Genomic DNA, 18,885 nt, shown 5'->3' on the forward strand with positions numbered 1-18,885 from the left:
GGAAAAGAAATCAAGTTGCAATTGAAGCTTGTGGATTTTATTTCTCAGATTGGCGATCTTCTGCGTCGTTATGAGAGTTTTTCCAGTCTTCTTGAACGCGTGCTTTGGTGGATTCTTCGACTTTCTTAGCCGTTTCAATCTCTGCTTCCACTTCATTGTAGTCAAAGCGCGTGATGTCACCGCCTAATTCATTCATGATCAATTGATTCAAAGGACGATTGTCTTCTTCATCTGCGATCAATAATAACCCCGTATCACCAACACCAATTTGGTTTCCGACATGTTCAAAAAGCATTTGCGCATTTTGGATCTCTTTTGCATCACGAGTAGCACCGATCATACTGCCACCAAACCAGCCCAGCATGATTCCTAAAGGTCCGCCTAGCACACCAACGAGCATCCCGATCAATCCACCCGTTGATGTCTTATTGTTCCCAGTAAAATCGAGAAAGTCCTCGACTTTAAATTGATGCACGCCTTCATTGGTGTGGGTAAGAACCGCCATTTGTTCCCCTTTGATCTTCCGTTCCATATGCATCCGTTTCACTTCCGAAAAGGCTTGGTACGCTTTGGCACTGGCATCAAAATTCATTACAATGACACGTTTTGACATAAAAATCGCTCCCTTTGGTTTATTTGTTCTCTTCTTTATTTTAACAGTAAATCATTTAAATGAAAAAAGAAACCAAAAAGACTACCAATCATTGATTTCTTAGTGAAAATCAATGATTGGTAGTCAAATCCACTGCAGCTAAAAAGGTATTTTTTAGGCAAATGATGTTCTTTTAAACGATTATTCGACAAACTCGAACTCGAAGTTGCCGATCCGAACGATATCGCCGTCTTTGGCACCGCGCGCCCGTAATGCTTCATCGACACCTAAACCACGCAGCTGACGAGCAAAACGCATCACGGTCTCATCATGATCAAAATTCGTCATCTGGAATAGTTTTTCGATTTTTTCACCGCTCAAGATCCAAGTTGCATCAGGATCGCGATCAATTGAGAACTCTGGTTCATCCGATTGGAAGCCATAATGAACAACATCTTCTTCCATTTCTTCATCGTATAAAAGAAACTCAGGGGTGACTTCCAATAGATCCGCTGTCGCATTCAACAAGGCATCGATTCCCTTACGAGTGACACCAGAGATTGGGAAAATCATTGGTTCATCCGCGAACTCATCCGTTTTTTCTTTTGCCAGCTGCTCTTTGAAAAGGGCTAGGTTTTCTTCAGCATCCGGCATATCCATCTTATTGGCAACGATGATTTGTGGTCGCTCTAGTAAGCGCAAGTTATGGGTCGACAATTCATTGTTGATGGACAAATAGTCCTCGTATGGATCGCGTCCTTCCATGCCACTCATATCGATCACATGTAAAATGACGCGGGTCCGTTCGATATGGCGTAAAAACTGAGTCCCTAAACCAACCCCTTGTGAGGCTCCTTCGATCAGACCAGGCAGATCAGCGACCGCAAAACTACGGCCATCAGTAGTTGTTACCATACCTAAATTTGGTACCAGCGTGGTAAAATGATACGCACCAATTTTTGGTCGAGCAGAGGAAATCACAGAGAGTAATGTAGACTTCCCAACTGAAGGGAAACCAACTAGACCAACATCTGCTAAAACTTTTAATTCGAGCTCGATTTTTCTTTCTTGACCAGGTTCTCCATTCTCAGCTAATTCTGGGGCTGGGTTTTTCGGAGAGGCAAACCGAATGTTGCCACGGCCGCCACGGCCACCTTTAGCAATCACCAATGTTTGGCCTTGCTCAATCAAATCACCTAATAAGGCACCTGTTTCAGCGTCACGAACGGTCGTTCCCTGTGGTACTTTGATGTAGGTATCATCTGAGCCACGACCGTGCATTCCTTTACTCATGCCGTTTTCCCCGGGTTGCGCTTTAAAATGACGATTAAAACGGAAATCCATTAATGTACGCAGACCCTCGTCAACGACTAAAATGACATCACCACCACGTCCACCGTCACCACCTGCGGGTCCGCCGTCTGGGACATATTTCTCTCGGCGAAAAGCAACCATTCCGTCGCCGCCTTTTCCTGCTTTGACATCGATTGTCACTTGATCTAAAAACATGGACATTATTTGTCCTCCATTCTTTTTTTACTACCTTCTATACTTTTTGATTATCAGTTATCTCACCTTAAGTGGTTACTATTTCTCTAATAAGAAAGTCTATTTTATTGTAACGACCCAAACGCCTTTTGTCTATCTTTTCTCATGGGTTTCCGTAAGAAATCGCGAATTCTTAAGGGTTATTCTTTGACAGTCACTTGAAATCGTAGCAAACTTTTAAGTGTACCAGACACAATCAAAGGAGGAAACAAGAAATGACAGTAAAAGTTGGAATCAATGGTTTTGGACGAATTGGACGTTTGGCTTTTCGTAGGATCAAAGAAGTTTCTGCCGATATTGAAGTTGTGGCAATCAATGATTTAACGAGTCCAGTCATGTTAGCACACTTATTGCAATTTGACTCGACCCACGGCACGTACCCTGGAACTGTTACTGCAACGGATAATGCTATCGTTGTCGATGGCAAAGAGACCCGTGTGTACGCTGAACCAGACGCAAGCAAAATCCCTTGGGCAAAAGAAAATGGCGTCGATATCGTTTTAGAATGCACGGGTTTTTACACTTCTGCAGAAAAAGCACAAGCCCATCTTGATGCGGGTGTCAAACGAGTCGTAATCTCCGCACCAGCTGGTAATATGAAAACGATCGTTTACAATGTCAACTCCAACACGTTAACACCAGAGGATACTATCATATCCGCAGGTTCTTGTACGACCAACTGCTTAGCTCCGATGGCCTACTTCTTAAATGAGGAATTCGGGATCGAAGTTGGTACGATGACGACGGTACATGCCTATACTTCTACACAAATGCTATTGGATGGTCCGGTAAAAGGCGGAAACTTAAGAGCCGCTCGGTCCGCTGCAGACAACACGATCCCTCACTCGACAGGTGCTGCTAAAGCGATCGGTCTAGTTATCCCAGAATTAAATGGCAAATTACAAGGACACGCCCAACGGGTTCCTGTCGTCGATGGTTCTTTAACAGAATTAGTCTCAATTTTGAAAACCAAAGTAATCGCCGATGAAGTCAATGAAGCGATCAGAAAACACACCGTCGATAATCCGTCATTCGGTTACGATGACCGTGAGATCGTCTCTGGAGATGTGATTGGTACCACTCAAGGTTCTATCTTTGATCCGACACAAACAGAAGTAACCACGGCTGGCGATTTACAACTGGTGAAAACCGTCGCTTGGTATGATAATGAATATGGCTTTACTTGCCAAATGATTCGTTTGCTAGAAGAATTTGCTCGTTTATAAGCCAAGGGTCAAGCAAAAAGTGCCGGTTCTTTTTTTGAACCGGCACTTTTTTATTCACTTGCTGGGTGATCGTATTTGTCCAAAAAAGCTGCAATTTTTTCTTTGTAAAGCGCTGGATCTGTTTTGTAGCTTTTCGCATGCTCGGCACCTGAAACAACCCACTTTTCTTTTGGTGCATCGGTCGCGTTATACAAAATTTCCAGCATCGAATAAGGAACAAACGTATCCGCATCGCCATGGATAAAAAAAATTGGACGCGTATTCTTTTGCAGTTGTTTGACTGCATCTGCTTCACCAAAGAAATACCCCGCTCGGATTTTTGTGACAAGGCTAGTGACATTCATCAATGGAAAGGCAGGTAGACCAAACAATTGATCGAGTTGATAACCCAATTCTTCATTGACGTTGGTATACCCACAATCTTCAATGATAGAAGTGACATTTTTCGGCAAGTCTTCCCCACTGGTCATCATTACCGTGGCAGCCCCCATACTGATGCCATACAAAGTGATCGTTTCTTCAGGACCATTTTTTGCGAGTACTTCATCGATCCATTGCAGATAATCCTTACGTTCGTGCCACCCAAAACCAATATAATCTCCTTCGCTTTGACCATGCCCTCGAGCGTCTGGAACCAAGACATTATAGCCTAAATCATGATACATCTTAGCATAGTCCGCCATCGTTTCTGCATTCCCCATGTAGCCATGCGCGATGATCGCCGTTTTTCCTCGATTCTTCTCCTCCGCCGGTAGATAAATGGCGGATAATTTTAAATCATCTTCAGAAGTCAGCTGCCATATCTCACGATTTGCTGGATCTGTAAACCAATTTTGCGATTCATTTCCTGTCTGATTTTCATCCGTACCAGGGGTATCTCCTTCCAAAAAATCTTTTTCTGAAGGAACAACCGCATAATCGTAAAAATAGTTTCCTGCATACCCTAATCCTGCAATTGCTAATACAGCCACTCCGATGGCAATCTTCCAGCGCAATTTCACACTTGTCATGTCCTCTTGTTATATAGTTTACATAATATTATTATGGTTTCATCGTTCTTCATGGAAAGAACCCACTACATAAATTACCGTTTTTTGCTCGTGTTTGTCAATTGCAAGCGCCCAAAAAGAAAACCATTGCCAACACGCTTTGTTGGCAATGGTTGATTTCTCGTGATAATTAGTTATTTTCGACCAATTTAAAACTTGACCAAGGTTTCAAAAATTCTAATAAGAATAGTTCCTCATCAGCGATCTTACCAACGACATTGACGCGACCATCATTTTTCATTGCTTTCAAGGCGATTTGCGTCTCACCTTTGTATTGTCCATAGCCAGCATTATCGATCAAGACATCCCCTCTTACCATATCACGGGTATCATGAGGTGGAAATTCCTTGTCTTTATAATAGATCCGCGTCATCGTTGAACGCAAGATGTACTCTGAACGATCTCCTCGATAGCTGTGCAGATTATCGAAGAGACAAATTCGTTCATCTTCAGTGATTCCGTCAACGACATCGACTCTTAATGTCGGATAATCAGCATGAAACGCTTCAGCCATTGCTGCCAATTCTGCTTCTGAAGCATAGGCATTTCCAATAGAGATATCATCGATCAAACCAGTCAACACTAAATGTTTGACTTGTGTAGCTAGTGGCAGATCACGATGGTCTTCCAAAGAGCATAAACCATCTTGTGTTGGCCATGGACCGAAATCAGCTTCGTGAGAATTCACGAAAGCCATCGTATTTAAATTGTATTTGCGGAATTTTTCCGAACAAAAAACAAAATGGTCATAGCCTAACCCTGAATAGCGATGAGGATAGAAGTTATGCGAACCGAGTAAATTTTCAGTATTCGGTGAATAACTCATGATGTTATCCACGTAGCTCGTGCCGCTGCTCATATTGATTTCGATTTTGATCCCGTAAGGATTACGGGTCATTTTGGCTTCTTCTGAACCAGTGAAACCAATATCTAACCGAACACCGTAAGCCCCCATCTCATCAAAGAAGGATAAATCATCATAAGAAATACCTAACTGTTCGAATAAACCAGGATTGATATCTACCATGACTTCCATTCCTAACTGATTGGCATAATCTACGACTTGCTTAAAGTCTGCCAAGACTTTTTCTTTGTCATCGTTGATTTGCAGCAAACTGGTAAATACCCGTTTAAAGCCGTATTTGTGTGCCAAGTCTAGATACGCTTTGTCCTTTTCAAACGTTGAGCGCTCTGGATAAATCGATATCCCTAATTTTCCCATCAAAAAAACCTCCTGTAAATTCTATCCGTTTATTATAATGAATCCTCTTTCATTATAGCAAACATCTAAAAAGTGGTCTACACCTTTCCGTCTGTTTCTTTCTCATTCCACAAAATCTGCGCTTTCTTCTATGTCTCTTTTTTGTTATGATTATCATTAAGAAAACTGGAAGGAATGAAAGAATGAAAAAAATTCTATTCACACTGACAGCAGCTGCTAGCCTTTTATTATTAGCTGCTTGTACAGGTTCAAGTACCACCGATCCCTCATCAAGCAATTCAGCAGAAAGCACGTCAACCTCAGAATCCGTTGACTTGAATGCCCTGGAATTGCCGCAATTATCAACGGATGTGCAAGAGAATGAAGCTTTAGTTGAAATGGTGACGGAAGAAGGCTCGATCAAAATCAAACTTTTCCCAGAGATCGCGCCCAAAGCAGTCGAAAACTTTTTGACCCATGCCAAAGATGGGTATTATGACGGCTTGACTTTCCATCGTGTCGTAGAAGAGTTTATGATCCAAGGGGGCGACCCTAATGGTGATGGCACTGGCGGAGAAAGCATTTGGGGCGAAGGATTCGGCGAAGAATACTCCAACCAGCTTTATCACTTGCGAGGCGCATTAGCAATGGCAAAATCAAGTGCGCCAAACAGCCAAGGCAGTCAGTTCTACATCGTTCAAAATGATCAAGATGTATCCGACGGTCTAGCGATCCAACACTATCCTGAAAAAATCATCGAAGCCTACAAAAATGGTGGAACACCACGATTGGACGGCAGCTATACTGTATTTGGTCAAGTGATCGAAGGCATGGATGTCGTAGATAAAATTGCGCAAGCAGAAACCCAAGACTCTGGCAATGGTGAGAATTCTCAACCAGTTGAGCCAGTGAAGATCGAAACGATCAAGGTCTTACAAGAAGCCAAAGAATAAATAAAAAACCGCTGAAGTCTCCGATATTCGGGAATTTCAGCGGTTTTCTTTTATTTTTGGTCGCCAACTATTTAAAATTATTTTTCTATCTTTCCCTATTTACTTAGTGTTTCAAATTCCCGTTAAATCAGACATTTACAACATGATTTACAACTAAATAGGTTTTCAGAGGTTTCTCTCTATTCTTGTTTTTCATTTAGCAATCACCAAAACAATCACCAAAAATTTAATTCCACGTTCGCTTTACCACAAGAACAAACGTTCGTACAATCCAATTAAGGAGGGATAATTGTATGAGCGTTCTAAAGCCTTATGAAGATAGAAAAAAACTCAAATGGATTGGATTTTTCTTGTCAGAACATACAGCTTACATCGCAAGAATAGATAAAGAGTTGAAGTACACCTGCCCTGCTAAGCCGGAAATGGCAGAAGAAGAAATAAATGAATTCTTACAAGCAGCAATCACAAAAAGTAAGAAGCTAGCTATACAGCTCAACTATACTGTCGATGACAAATTCATGCCTGATGTTACAGGTACGCTGAAAGGTTACGATGATCTAGGAATTTATTTAGACGACACTCTTGTCCATTATGATGAAATACGAAATGTTGACTATTACTCTGAATTAAAGTGGTTTGACGTATGAATATCATTACTATGTACGAACAAAAGTACATTGGTCTGGAAACGTTTTTTGAGGAATTTCCCCATCATGTATCTGAATCACAAGAGTGTATTTTCGGAATTGCTTGTGTTGAATTTTATGTCAGTCTTGTTCTAAAAAAACACGATTTTCTTTACTATATCACACCTTATAATTCAATTTAAAGTAGCCAAAATATGGCTACTTTTTTCATTATTTTGAATAAAGACATTGACATTATTATGTATCCGATATATAATACTAGTATAGAAAGGAGTTGAAATTATTGAGGAAACAACGAAGGGAAAAAGAAAAGCTTGAAAAGCAAGAGCAACTAACAATCAAAATTGGCTTAGTACTAGCGATACTAGCCATAATTGAAAAGTTACTCGAACTGCTAATCAAACTTCTCGACAACTAGGGATAGGGCGAAAGCCCTCCCTTCCCTTTGATTATATCATAATGAAAGGAATGAATCGAATGTCCAAGAATTTAAAAAGAAGGAAAATTTTAAATTTTGCCTTATTGATACTTATGGTTTTAATCGCCATCTCTAGCGTAATAAAACTTATTCAACTTGTAATGAAGCTTATTCAACATTTTTAGGAAGGAGTGCATACGGTGACTGAAAAGAAAACGTCTGATGCTCAACTAAAGGCATCGAGAAAGTGGCAAGAAAAGAATAAAGAACAAATGAAACACGTCCGCAATCGCTCTGGTGCCAAGGGATATATCAAAAATGCCTCTCTTGAGGAATTGAAAGAATTAGAACAATTGATCGAAGAACGCAAAAAAGCCCTATCCAATTAAGGACAGGGCTTTTTTTGTAAAGAAGGTTAAAAAATGAAACACAGTTTTAACTGATCCGAGTAAGTTAATACTACACCCCGGATTCTGTTTGTGCAAATAAAATGCCCGCTTCTTGGGGAGAAGTGGGCAAACAGAACTTTGAAAAAGATATTTTATAGGATAATTTAATTTTATATTGGGTACTGATACTTGTCAATAATTTGTATCCAAAAAGAAACCGAGGACGATATTCTGAGCAATCGTGTTGTTTAGTGCTGATCAATGGTAAGATTGAAAAGAAGAGTACTAGGCACACTTCCCCAAGCTTCCCCCGCCTAGTACTCTTCTTTTCTTATATATATTACGTATTAATGGTACGTTAAAGAGAATGGAATCGCAAACATTATTGTTTACCTTAAACTTCTCTTATTAAAATACGATTGATATTTTTGAGATTAACAAAATGCCGTTTCTGATCTAATGTGATTAAGATGAAATTTTGCTAGGTCCAAACCTATTAATATTTCTCAATCGTAATTGCTAGGTAAGCAGGTTTGTTTGCCCAATCCATAGTTTAGTGTATAATTACATTGATGACGGAACATAGTTCCACCTGCACGGCGTATGAGAATATGCTGTGCTATTTTTTTGCAAAAAAACAACCACTCCCGGGGAGGAGTGGCACAATTAGATGAAAAAGTTTTTTATAAGGTAAATTAAGTATATGAGTTATTTACAAGTTGTTCAAACTTTTTGCTCAAAAAGAGCCACTCAGAAAAAAATTGGATCCGCACAAAAAACTAAAGATGTTTGCCTAGATTACCGCTATGAATACTATTCTAAAATCTTTCTCAAAGTAATTCAAGCAATTTACTTTTTCAGGCAAAATTATCCAAGCTTTATTTATATCTATTTGAATTTTTTAGTGCTACAATCAAAAACGAGCAATGGCCAAAAGAAGACTTCCCCAAGCCGCTTTTGCCATTGCTCTAAGTGTTACAGAGAGACCATACTTAAATGTTAGGTTAATTATTATAATATTACAATTAAGTTGCTCTCACAAAGATATTCTATAGTTTAATTTATATAGAATAATAATAAGAGTACTAGGCCTTGTCTCTAAATTCCCCAATTTAAGCCTAGTACTCTATATTAGTGCATATGCACGATTAATATGATATTCGATTAAAATACTTATTGCAACAGAAAATGACCGTCCTTATTAAACATAAAGCAAGTCTCAAATGAGAATCAGGAAAAATTAAATTGATTGATATGAGTCCAAATAGTGACTCTATATTATTAAAATAAATCTATTTATGACGATTTTCTAATCAATAATTTCTATTAAATTGTAATCATGATAAAATATAAAAATCGAAGAGTATTAGACTCACTTCCCCAAGCATTACTGTCTAATACTCTTCGTAGAGTATTGCACGCATCTCCTAAACTATAGTATAAACTTTGTAAACGCAAGTAAAACGAATATGACTTATATACAAGCTCGCAATAGCGTGCTATTTATTTTCAGATGCTTATTACAATTATCCCCCAAAGTAACTGATCATTGATCTATAAGAAAGTATTTGAGGATAATCTTAAAAAATAAAATAACTGTTCGAAAAAAATTAAAAAGCCCTATCTAGCAATTAATGACAAGGCTTCTCTATTTTCTCAATTCTGTTATTTCTTCTCTTTCCTTAGCCTACTAAGCTCATTACTTTTTTTGACTGTTTTTGCAGCTACCACGCTAGATAGTAATCCATCTCCTAGTACTTTATCTGTCGCTTTTTTAGCTGCTTTGTATTTCACAGCTGATTTTAAAATACTCATTTAATTCCACCTCCATATATATCAAATAATATTATAAAAATAAGATTTTTTATTGAATTTAGAAATAATTTTATTTATTTTATAAGTATTCCCCTAAAATCATTGGAGAGAAAAGTCAACCTTAATTTATCTATCCTTTATTTATTATTGACTAGACAATACATATATAAATACGAATGCAATCCACTCTATGTATCATAATAATTTCTACATCATATTTTATTGATTGCTTTTGAGTACCTACCAATCTTCACTTGGACTCTACCAGCAATTGCTCATTTATAATCATTTATTGAAAAATATTAAAGAGCTCATTAGCACTAAGTAAATTAAATAAAGTTAAATCCAGCGAATTTTTAATGGTGACTTTAGATAACAAAATCAGATGGTTTTCCATCTTAAGAACAAAAAACTCCCTGTCCAATTAAGGTCAGGAAGTTTTCATAAAGAAGTAAAAATGAAACATTTTTTTACTGATACGGGTACTATTATGTTACTTTCATCTAAAGCTTTTTGCAAACAAAAAGCTTACTGAGCTTAGAAAAATATACCTCATAAACGCCAATGCGTATCTCAATTTAATTATCATACTAGAAATTCTTTTCCAATACTCTCATAATTCTTCCAAACTTATCCTCTGCTTCGTCGATTTGAGAATAGCCCCATTTTTCATAAAGACCTACATGTTGTGTAACAATATAGATACTTTGAAATCCCACTTTGAGCAGTTGGTTTTCTGCGATCTTAACTAACTCTCTACTTATACCATTGCCCCTGAAATTCGGATCAACATATACTATTGCGATATACGGACTATATACTAAATCAACTATATCCTTATTAACAAATGAACAAAAACCGACAATCCGATCTGTGTCTTCAGCTACAACGATACCTTCCCAGTCATCGAATTCGTCACCTATCATTTTGCTTGCTAAATACTTTGCGGCTTTCCAGTCAGCATTATAAATTTCCGTGGCTGCAACTAACCAACGGGAATCGTTTTTCTTTAAAACATGATAATCCATGATGAACCTCCTGCAAATTTTATTTCTATACATTTTATATGCTACAAGGCTATCATATTTTTTAAATTAATACATAAGATATGCTAATTTGATTTTTACTATATTATCTAAATACTCGCTTTTTATCTTAAGAAAATGTAAAATTGAGAAAACAAAAAGAGGTGTCTATTATGTTAGTAATATTAAAAAAAAATTTTAAGAGTCACGCAATTCTTCGAGCTATTATTTATGTAATTTTTGGAATAATTATTGCAATTAATCCAACTGGTTTCTTCAATTTTATTGGGTATGTGCTTGCTGGGTACTTAACGTTGATCGGACTAATTAATATTCTCGAAGATTTTAAATCGAGAAAAGACTCTGGTCACTGGGGATTAGGACTATTTAGTGGGATATTCTTACTTGTGTTAGCCCTTGTCGTACTTCTGTTTGCGAATACCATCGCATCTGTTCTCCCAATCTTATTAGGTCTATCCATTATTTCTAATGGGGCCTTTCAATTAGTACTAGGTCTTAATACCAAATCTGTGGCTTGGATTATCTATAGTGTAATTCTTGTTATAGGTGGTGCATTATTGCTATTTAATCCATTCGCAAGCTTATTGATTCTTCTACAAGTATTTGGCTATACATTAATTGTTATGGGTATACTCGAAGTAATTGGATACTTTATGTTTAGATCACAGGCAAAATAATAAATAAGCTCATTTCATCAATGCAGGCGGTATATTTTTATATTAAAACAGCGCATAATCGTACGCTGTTTTTTTAGTTATACAAAAAGCCCACTCCATGGGGTGAAGTGGACAAAAGAAAAATGAAAAAAGATATTTTATTTGTTAACTTATTCTATCATGCTCGTAAATCTGTGACAATGGCTGATTTGGAAAAATAAATCCTCCTACTCGGTTCTGAGTAAGAGGGTTTATTACTATACAAAAAGCTGTAATAAAGTTACTACTGATGGTATTGTTTTTATAATATCAGGCAACATCTTTAGAAAAGTCTTAGCTCGATCTTTTGAGCCAGATTTATAGGAATCCTCCGCAGTTTCGATCATAACAATTGCATCTTTCTTTTCATCATCTTTCAAATCTGATAAAGATATTTCTTTTTTTGCTTCAGAGAATAAATTGCTATGATCATCTATATTCTGCGTAATCACATTTTTAGCATTATCGCCGATGCTCTGATTCACATTACCTTGGTTATCACTCACTACTTGTTTTGTTATTCCACTTCCACTCATTATTACATCTCCTTCTACGTTCTGAAAAAAAGCAAATATAATCGGCCATTTTTTTTCGATTTCAGCTAAAGAATCATGAGAAATAGCGTCTTGATTTAATACCGCATCGCAAGACAGGATATCTTTAGTGATACGGTTTTCATCTTTTTTTTCAGCAATAGCCTCATTTCTATTTATTTTCAATTCATTGGGTATTTTAAAATAAGGTACTACGTTATCTTTTTCAACAAAAATAACAATATTACTTGCAATCAATCGCAAAATCTCGCAACATTAAGGTTTTTCGTTTGCGCAATGATCCAAAATAGCGCAAACATTCGTAACAAAACGCAACTAAAGGGTAGTCAAAGGAATTCAAAAAAACGGGCATGCATACATAGTTTTAGGTTAATCTAACTCAAGTAGAATCACCTTAAAATTTATCTGATAATAATTGGTACTTGACCTAATTTGTTAGGATCTGGCTTTTATAATTTTATTTCTCTCTTTATCAAGTCCATTGTGTTTTCTTTTATAAGAAAATCAAAATGAGTTCTCAGGTTGATGAACTTTTTTATTACGTTTTTTCTTTCATCCTCTTCTTTTAGCATATCTGATGCATCTTCAAATGATTTTTTATGTGTGTCAGCCAAATCTTTAATCTTTTCAAAGCGAATTTTATATTGATATAAACTAAATAATAGCTCTTGGTAATCAATTATGAATTTGCTAAGTTCTATAGAATTGATTCCATTAAAAGCAAGCTCAATTTCTAGCGAAAGTTTTTTTATTTCTTCTAATTTAATCAAAAATTCTCTATGATATTTCCCTAGAGGATCAGAAAACCCTAACATTAAACTATTAAGATAACTATTATTTGTCAGATTACTCATCAAAAAATCTATTGTCCATAAAGGTTCTTTCTCTTTTATATATTTATTTATAGAATCTTCATTCTTCTTGTACAACTCTATAAAGCCCATAGAATCCATAAAAATTTTTGTCCTTTTCTCAAATAGTGCTTGCTTGTTACTTAATCTCATCTGCCTTACCGTGATAAACAAAGCCACTATTGCTGCTATTGCAGAACTATAATCTATAATCTCTCCCATCATTTTCCCTCCTATAATTACTTTATTAACACAATGATTATATATTTTTATCTAAAACACTCCATTAAGATAACAGATTTTTTTATCTATTAATTAATAAATATATTTAATAAACAAAAAAGATCATAGCAAACTTGCCAGATCTTTTTTCACTTATTCGCACTGATCAAAAAAGAGTTTTGCTTCTTCTCCACCAATTGATTCAATTGTTAAGATAGTTATTTTAGAAAAAGTTGACTCTGACAATTTTGTCTCAAAGTAATATAAACAAAGCAATATCAGCAACATAATTTCTTTATATGTTCTTACATTCTCCCTAACATCATCTTCTATGATAGATGCATTTTGACTCAAAAATCTCTGCGGTGAAAAATCAGTTTTGGAATTAACATGTACTATACTTGACAGCGAACTATATTTATCATACAACTTGTTAATTTGGCTCTCAATTTTAGTGCTCTGAAAATATTCACTAACATAAAAAGTCATTTTCCCCACCTTATGGGTGTCTGACATTGATTTTAATTGTTTCAAGACTTCAGTCGCTTGGAATATTCCTGCCTTCTTATTCTGAGAATATTCATCAAATCTTGCAAAGCACAAAGAAAATCTAAAAAAAGATTCTATTGCCGATCTTAAAATTCTTTTACTTGCAGTCATATAATTAATATTTAGCAAATCAAAGCTTATTATTAAATCATTTTTTGTCTCTGAAATATAATTCCACATGAATGATTTTTTATCTATATCCCTATATATATATATATATTGCTCGAAAAAATATATAGTAATCTATACAAATCTTTTATATCACTTTCAAAACCAGAATCTATTATGCTGGTTCTATGTGCAGTATAATTAATATATTCAGCGTAATCACTTTCAAGATGTGTATCTAGTTCAGACAAATTTATTCTCCTAACCTTTCGGGTTGATTATGTCGCTCCAAGATTTAATATTACTTTTTTGATTTTTCGTTGTTTCCTTAATTTTTTTGCTATTATCATCCTTTTTTTCACTTGGAACTTCTTTGATAAATTCTAATATTTGATTAATAGTTTCTAACTGTTTCTCCTCATTTTCTTTGTATATATCTCTAAGTACGCGAGCATATAAAGCATTCCTATTGCTAAACAAATAATCTTTATAACCTTTTTTCAATATTTTATTTGTAAAATTTTTCAAGTCGATATTTTTTTCATAGTAATCTTTTGTAAAAATTATCCTTGCTAAAACTCCACAAATCATAAATAATGCTTCATTTTGGTTTGACTTAGAGTATTCTTTTTTTAGATATACAGGATAGTTACTCATTGTCTCCAACTCTCTTTTCATCAATTTTTTTTATAAATTCATCGACAATTTCGATAACATTTCTTTCTGTGCTTGACATATCAAGCATGAAAGAAGCCATGTTTCCAGTTCTAATCCATTCATATTCTTTCAAGCTTGCGGAAAATGAAGGTTCATCTTCAAATTCTTCTCGAATTTTATTCCTTCTCACTTTATCTTTTGTCAAAGTAAAAATAATACCCAAAATTTCTGGTTGATCGTCTCTTAATGCTAAATCATCTTTCATTGCTTTATGAAGCAATGAAAAACCTAATGCTGAAAAAGTGTCGGGAGAAATTGGAACGAGATAAAAATCACTTGAAATTAAAGAGGATTGCGAGTAAATAGAATAGGTAGCTGGTGTATCAATCAAGATGTAATCATATTTCATCTCGTAGTTCTCACTTATGTCTTTTATATACTCTTTTAATATTTTTTCAGATCCTCTTCTGCTAGATTCAAAAGTAGTTATTCCAAGATCTCCTGCAATTAAATCTAAATTACCATTGTCATTTACTTCCTTTGGAAACAAGTGCACAATTATATCGCTAATTGAATATTTAATTTCTGATACAATGCCGCCAGTTGGCGGTTGTAAGACATAATTAATTGTTCGTCCTTCGTTTCTTAGTTGTTCATAATCATCTAGGGATTTAAATTTAGTCATTAATGATTGCGTTGCATTGAACTGAGGATCCATGTCAATTAGTAATACATTCTTTCCAAAATGTTTTGCTAGAGTATAAGCTACGTTTATTGTTAAAGTAGTTTTTCCTACTCAGCCTTTCATGTTAATAAAGGAAACTACGTCTGCTTTCATAAACTTATGAACCTCTTTCCTGTTTTCTTATAATTTTACCACATATTTACTCTTCAAAAGCAATCGTTTTTATAAAAAAAAAATCTACCAAAAGGTCAAATTTTAAAATTATATATTCCTCTATGTATAGGTCCTTTTTTAAGGACCATTAAAATTCAAATATTTATTATTAAAACTCAGTATTACCTTAATACTTCTTTGTTTAAAATGGGGAACGTTTAGCATTTAGATCACGCTGAATTGCCATCACTAGCTGGCTTTGCGGCGCACTAATAAATCCATCTGCAGTAGTGCCCTTGGCACGCTGCATCGCAGTAATTGTTTGCGGACCACATAAGCCATCTTGTTTAATACCAAGACGTCGTTGCGTGTCTCGGATGAGGTTGGATCCTTTCAGCGTTGTGTCAAAAATAGCCGCATGAATATTTTGATTCTGAGTTTGCCGCCATTGGTGGCTGATACGCCCGTCTTGAATCTGCATTTTAGTTACTTCTTGCCAACGTTTCGCCGTCAATGGTCCAAGTGATCCATCGACCACAAGCTGCGCTGGTTGAGCTGGTGTCGGTGTTGGTGAAGGGCTAGGAGTTGGCTGTGGTGTAGGTGTTGTTACTGTGGATCCACCAGATGCCCCTAGTCGACTGCGAACCGCCGCCATATTGGTTCCGGGACAACTATTTGATGCATGACCTGAAAACTCATTATGCCCTAACACATCGGATGCTTTCAGATTAAACCGTTGCATGGCTGCACGTGCACGCTCATCAAAAGCTTTTTCTTGTGCTGCAGTAAAGGAGCCATTGCCAACTACACAAATGTGGTAAGTCTTGCTGTTATGATTTCCCACCCCATTGGTCGTTACATTATCCCGATAGATCAATTGTACTGATCCATCACGCAAGATAATTTCGTGGTAACCACCAGTCCCCCAGCCAAGTGTTCCTCGCCAGTGATTTTGGAATGCCCACACATCACCGGTCGCTGTTGCGCTATGATGCCGAGCAATCTTGGTGATTCCTGCCACGGATCGATTTGGGTTAGACGGACCTAAAATTCTTGAATCGCCTCGTAAATCTACAATTTTTGTCATAGTGTTTTCCTCCTAAATTTTGTATAGAAAAAGATCAGCCCTTCGACTGATCCTGATCTTTGTGCTGATAGATTGTTTTTTCTGTTTCGCTTTGGCCATCACCATAGTTTGGCGGCGTTGACTCTTTGTGTACATTTTCCTTGAAAACCGCAAGCCACTTTTGCAAGAAACCAACCTTGACCCCTGATTCATAAGCATTTTCTAGAATACTGCTAATCTCGTAGAAAATAAGTAAGATCGTCCATACAAGCGCAATGTTGATTGGTAAACTAATCCCAATGATTGGCGCCACTTTATCAAGAGAAGCAGCTGCAAAAATTGTCGCAAACGTAATGAATTTCGTAAACAATCCCTCTAAATTCACCGCAGACATCCAACTATGTGACTTGAGAGCTTTAAAATAACCTACGACCAAATCAATAACGACAAAAGTCAAATAGACATCAATGACATCCAGACTTCCTCCAAATAAATGAACCATAAAATCTCCTCCTATAAAAAGACTAACAAAATAAAACATACCGATTACCTTCACTTTCCGAAATTGAAAAAGAGAAGCCCTAAGACTTCCCTCCTCCCTCTAAAATTGTCTTTGCCTGTTCCTCTGTGATTGCACCAAGTGCCAGAAACTGATTGACATCATCTTCTGTCATCCATCCACGATTGTACCAATCTTGAATCGTCTCAAAATTAAGCATTTTCTTGCCCTCCTTGAGTCAATTCTCTTACTTGTTGTGTCAGTTGTAGATTTTGTAACGTCAGCTGTACAACCGATCGCCCCAAGGAATCCGTCGTTTCTTGTAGCTCTTCAACTTCTTCTGGTGTTGCAGCACTCACCACATTCCAAAGTTGGCGATTAAAATCAAAACCAATAACCACCAAGTGCGGATCAATTGGTGGTGCGACTTCCGTATAGGGATGAAATACAGGGCGATCCTTTGGTGTAAATAACGGCCTTAGATCCTGTAAATCCCTTGTGTCATAGATTGCTTTGTGTCCGTCCATTTTTATCATCCTCTCTTTTCTAAGTCATTTACTCGTTGGGCTAACTGATTGAACATATCGATGGTTGGGTTAGCGATCTGATTGATCGTTTTAGGGATAAATAACTTATCCAAACTAAACGCCACCGTATAGTCTACTTTGGCATATGCAATCCGAATCGCATTTTGATTAGTTGCTTGTCGTTCAGGACCTCGTAATACAACGGATGCTTTTCCAATATGACCCAGTACTGTAGTACCGGTTATTAACTCAAGTGGAAAAGTGAGTTTATCATGGAAAGTGCTCTCGTGGCTTGCCATTTCTTGCCAATTGAATCCGGTGTTTTCAGGCATTCTCCGATACCCAATGATCGGATATGAGGTGGTGGAATTGATATGCGCATAGGCAGTAAACTGAATATTCTCTACAAAAGGTTGAATTATAGCCAATTCTTCTTGCACTGTTTGTGGAGAAAAAAATGTGAATAATTCCGGAAACCGTCGCTTCATATCGCCAAGTACGTCCCATGTAAAAACAACATGCATTCGTCCATTTGAAGCTGACGCACTAATACTAGTATCTAGCCCGTCATTCGTGGCTATTCGATTGTATTGAGCTTGTGTAATCTCTGTCCCTCCAGCAGCACTGCTTGGCAAAGATGTCGAGAGGACCCCACCTGCTCTATGAACATTTTCGACAAAGCTTCCTCGAATTTTCCCAGTTAAATCAAGCAATGGTTCTCGAACTAGCGGTGCACCAAACATAAACTTCTCTAGTGTTTGATCAACAATTTCTTCTGTGACAAAATCCGCATCATCAAGTCGTTGCTCGATGTCACTAAGCCTTCCTTCTACGGTTGTACGAATCTCTTCTTCAATTTCCTTCGCTAGGGCATCGATGTCAAAGGCCGCAAGGTCCGATTCAATTTGTCCAATTCGATGTTCAAACTCGGTCAAATCGTGATCAATTCCTGAGGCTTGTTCCAGAACCAAGTTCCGTAGATCCTCGAACCGCTTCACATAAAACTGCGCCATTTCTTCAAGATCTTGATCAAGCCAAGATTCTTGGAATTCCGTACTAAATGCCGGATAGTCTAACGATTGGCCATTAGAAAACTCAACAAAGACATAAATGATCACTGCTCCGGAGTACGCGTATATGTCATTTGGCAACATCACATTTACTTTTCCGGCTGCGGGATCCTCGATTTTGATTGAGCCATCAGCACTTTCAAAAATGACTGACTGACCTGCAGTCACGAAATCAAAGCCCAAAATGACATTGGCTTCTGAAAGATCCAAAGGCTCCCCTTTAAACTGAAAGTTGATGATCTTTTTTGCGACGCGTTGATCATAACTGAAAAACTCTGTGTTGGTCGGTATAGGAGAAGAACGTTTTTCCGCCGTTTTGTTTAACGTGATCTCACTGGTTACGTAGAGATTTTCCATCGTCCGTC

The 18,885-nt window shown here is 36.9% G+C and carries 20 protein-coding genes and 1 pseudogene; 5 read left to right on the plus strand and 16 right to left on the minus strand.

The window, feature by feature from the left end:
- Nucleotides 1–37 precede the first annotated feature (37 nt).
- Both IGI82_RS09410 and obgE read right to left on the minus strand, forming a co-directional pair.
- On the minus strand, nucleotides 38–613 hold the full coding sequence (locus tag IGI82_RS09410) for a DUF1269 domain-containing protein (RefSeq protein ID WP_438842100.1): 576 nt from the start codon (nucleotides 611–613) through the stop codon (nucleotides 38–40).
- A gap of 180 nt (nucleotides 614–793) precedes the next feature.
- Nucleotides 794–2,107 (minus strand): GTPase ObgE, encoded by a 1,314-nt coding sequence (gene obgE, locus IGI82_RS09415; RefSeq protein WP_005226173.1) that lies wholly within the window; start codon nucleotides 2,105–2,107, stop codon nucleotides 794–796.
- Nucleotides 2,108–2,355: 248 nt separating this feature from the next.
- Between obgE and gap the strand changes: the two genes are divergently transcribed.
- On the plus strand, nucleotides 2,356–3,366 hold the full coding sequence (gene gap / locus IGI82_RS09420) for a type I glyceraldehyde-3-phosphate dehydrogenase (RefSeq protein WP_438842101.1): 1,011 nt from the start codon (nucleotides 2,356–2,358) through the stop codon (nucleotides 3,364–3,366).
- Between the two features lie 50 nt (nucleotides 3,367–3,416).
- Here gap and IGI82_RS09425 read toward each other — a convergent pair whose 3' ends face one another.
- Together IGI82_RS09425 and IGI82_RS09430 are read right to left on the minus strand one after the other, a co-directional pair.
- Nucleotides 3,417–4,367: an alpha/beta hydrolase gene (locus tag IGI82_RS09425; RefSeq protein WP_087627541.1), complete on the minus strand. Its 951-nt coding sequence runs from the start codon at nucleotides 4,365–4,367 to the stop codon at nucleotides 3,417–3,419.
- Between the two features lie 178 nt (nucleotides 4,368–4,545).
- Entirely contained in the window at nucleotides 4,546–5,637 is a 1,092-nt protein-coding gene (locus tag IGI82_RS09430) for a DUF871 domain-containing protein (protein ID WP_060791964.1), read from the minus strand.
- 182 nt (nucleotides 5,638–5,819) lie between these two features.
- Here IGI82_RS09430 and IGI82_RS09435 point away from each other — a divergent pair, with 182 nt between their 5' ends.
- The 3 genes from IGI82_RS09435 to IGI82_RS09445 all read left to right on the plus strand — a co-directional run bounded on the left by IGI82_RS09435 (nucleotide 5,820) and on the right by IGI82_RS09445 (nucleotide 8,023).
- Complete coding sequence (locus IGI82_RS09435) at nucleotides 5,820–6,569, plus strand: peptidylprolyl isomerase (RefSeq protein ID WP_010748413.1); 750 nt, start codon at nucleotides 5,820–5,822, stop codon at nucleotides 6,567–6,569.
- Between the two features lie 293 nt (nucleotides 6,570–6,862).
- The gene (locus IGI82_RS09440) at nucleotides 6,863–7,216 is read left to right on the plus strand and encodes a hypothetical protein (RefSeq protein WP_156236221.1); all 354 of its coding nucleotides are present in this window, start codon (nucleotides 6,863–6,865) and stop codon (nucleotides 7,214–7,216) included.
- Nucleotides 7,217–7,834: 618 nt separating this feature from the next.
- A complete protein-coding gene (locus IGI82_RS09445) occupies nucleotides 7,835–8,023 on the plus strand; it encodes a hypothetical protein (RefSeq protein ID WP_231588417.1) in 189 nt (62 codons plus the stop codon).
- 1,665 nt (nucleotides 8,024–9,688) lie between these two features.
- Here the strand turns inward: IGI82_RS09445 and IGI82_RS09450 are convergent.
- Together IGI82_RS09450 and IGI82_RS09455 are read right to left on the minus strand one after the other, a co-directional pair.
- Nucleotides 9,689–9,838: a hypothetical protein gene (locus IGI82_RS09450; protein WP_176462030.1), complete on the minus strand. Its 150-nt coding sequence runs from the start codon at nucleotides 9,836–9,838 to the stop codon at nucleotides 9,689–9,691.
- A 590-nt stretch (nucleotides 9,839–10,428) separates the two neighbouring features.
- Complete coding sequence (locus IGI82_RS09455; RefSeq protein WP_156237188.1) at nucleotides 10,429–10,866, minus strand: GNAT family N-acetyltransferase; 438 nt, start codon at nucleotides 10,864–10,866, stop codon at nucleotides 10,429–10,431.
- Between the two features lie 170 nt (nucleotides 10,867–11,036).
- On the opposite strand from IGI82_RS09455, the gene IGI82_RS09460 reads away from it, so the two are divergent.
- Nucleotides 11,037–11,561: a DUF308 domain-containing protein gene (locus IGI82_RS09460; protein WP_144809223.1), complete on the plus strand. Its 525-nt coding sequence runs from the start codon at nucleotides 11,037–11,039 to the stop codon at nucleotides 11,559–11,561.
- Between the two features lie 236 nt (nucleotides 11,562–11,797).
- Here IGI82_RS09460 and IGI82_RS09465 read toward each other — a convergent pair whose 3' ends face one another.
- The 10 genes and pseudogenes from IGI82_RS09465 to IGI82_RS09510 all read right to left on the minus strand — a co-directional run bounded on the left by IGI82_RS09465 (nucleotide 11,798) and on the right by IGI82_RS09510 (nucleotide 18,877).
- A complete protein-coding gene (locus IGI82_RS09465; protein ID WP_438842102.1) occupies nucleotides 11,798–12,370 on the minus strand; it encodes a hypothetical protein in 573 nt (190 codons plus the stop codon).
- Nucleotides 12,371–12,582: 212 nt separating this feature from the next.
- The gene (locus tag IGI82_RS09470) at nucleotides 12,583–13,206 is read right to left on the minus strand and encodes a hypothetical protein (protein ID WP_325837561.1); all 624 of its coding nucleotides are present in this window, start codon (nucleotides 13,204–13,206) and stop codon (nucleotides 12,583–12,585) included.
- A gap of 153 nt (nucleotides 13,207–13,359) precedes the next feature.
- Complete coding sequence (locus IGI82_RS09475) at nucleotides 13,360–13,935, minus strand: hypothetical protein (RefSeq protein ID WP_438842103.1); 576 nt, start codon at nucleotides 13,933–13,935, stop codon at nucleotides 13,360–13,362.
- Nucleotides 13,936–14,124: 189 nt separating this feature from the next.
- Nucleotides 14,125–14,520, minus strand: a complete 396-nt coding sequence (locus IGI82_RS09480; protein WP_438842104.1) for a hypothetical protein — start codon at nucleotides 14,518–14,520, stop codon at nucleotides 14,125–14,127.
- Nucleotides 14,513–15,304 (minus strand): annotated as a pseudogene (locus IGI82_RS09485) (ParA family protein); the annotation flags it as partial. The pseudogene IGI82_RS09485 and the gene IGI82_RS09480, both read right to left, overlap by 8 nt.
- 256 nt (nucleotides 15,305–15,560) lie before the next feature.
- The gene (locus tag IGI82_RS09490) at nucleotides 15,561–16,445 is read right to left on the minus strand and encodes a peptidoglycan recognition protein family protein (protein ID WP_325837557.1); all 885 of its coding nucleotides are present in this window, start codon (nucleotides 16,443–16,445) and stop codon (nucleotides 15,561–15,563) included.
- Between the two features lie 34 nt (nucleotides 16,446–16,479).
- Entirely contained in the window at nucleotides 16,480–16,926 is a 447-nt protein-coding gene (locus IGI82_RS09495; protein ID WP_325837556.1) for a phage holin family protein, read from the minus strand.
- A 79-nt stretch (nucleotides 16,927–17,005) separates the two neighbouring features.
- Complete coding sequence (locus tag IGI82_RS09500; RefSeq protein ID WP_200126477.1) at nucleotides 17,006–17,143, minus strand: XkdX family protein; 138 nt, start codon at nucleotides 17,141–17,143, stop codon at nucleotides 17,006–17,008.
- A complete protein-coding gene (locus IGI82_RS09505) occupies nucleotides 17,136–17,450 on the minus strand; it encodes a hypothetical protein (protein ID WP_438842105.1) in 315 nt (104 codons plus the stop codon). The genes IGI82_RS09500 and IGI82_RS09505 overlap by 8 nt, the downstream gene beginning before the upstream one ends.
- Nucleotides 17,451–17,455: 5 nt before the next feature.
- Nucleotides 17,456–18,877 carry a hypothetical protein gene (locus tag IGI82_RS09510; RefSeq protein WP_438842106.1) on the minus strand — a complete coding sequence of 474 codons (1,422 nt, stop codon included), beginning with the start codon at nucleotides 18,875–18,877 and terminating at the stop codon, nucleotides 17,456–17,458.
- Between the last annotated feature and the right edge of the window lie 8 nt (nucleotides 18,878–18,885).

It is taken from the genome of Enterococcus sp. AZ067 (assembly GCF_051715005.1).
GTDB lineage: Bacteria > Bacillota > Bacilli > Lactobacillales > Enterococcaceae > Enterococcus_D > Enterococcus_D casseliflavus.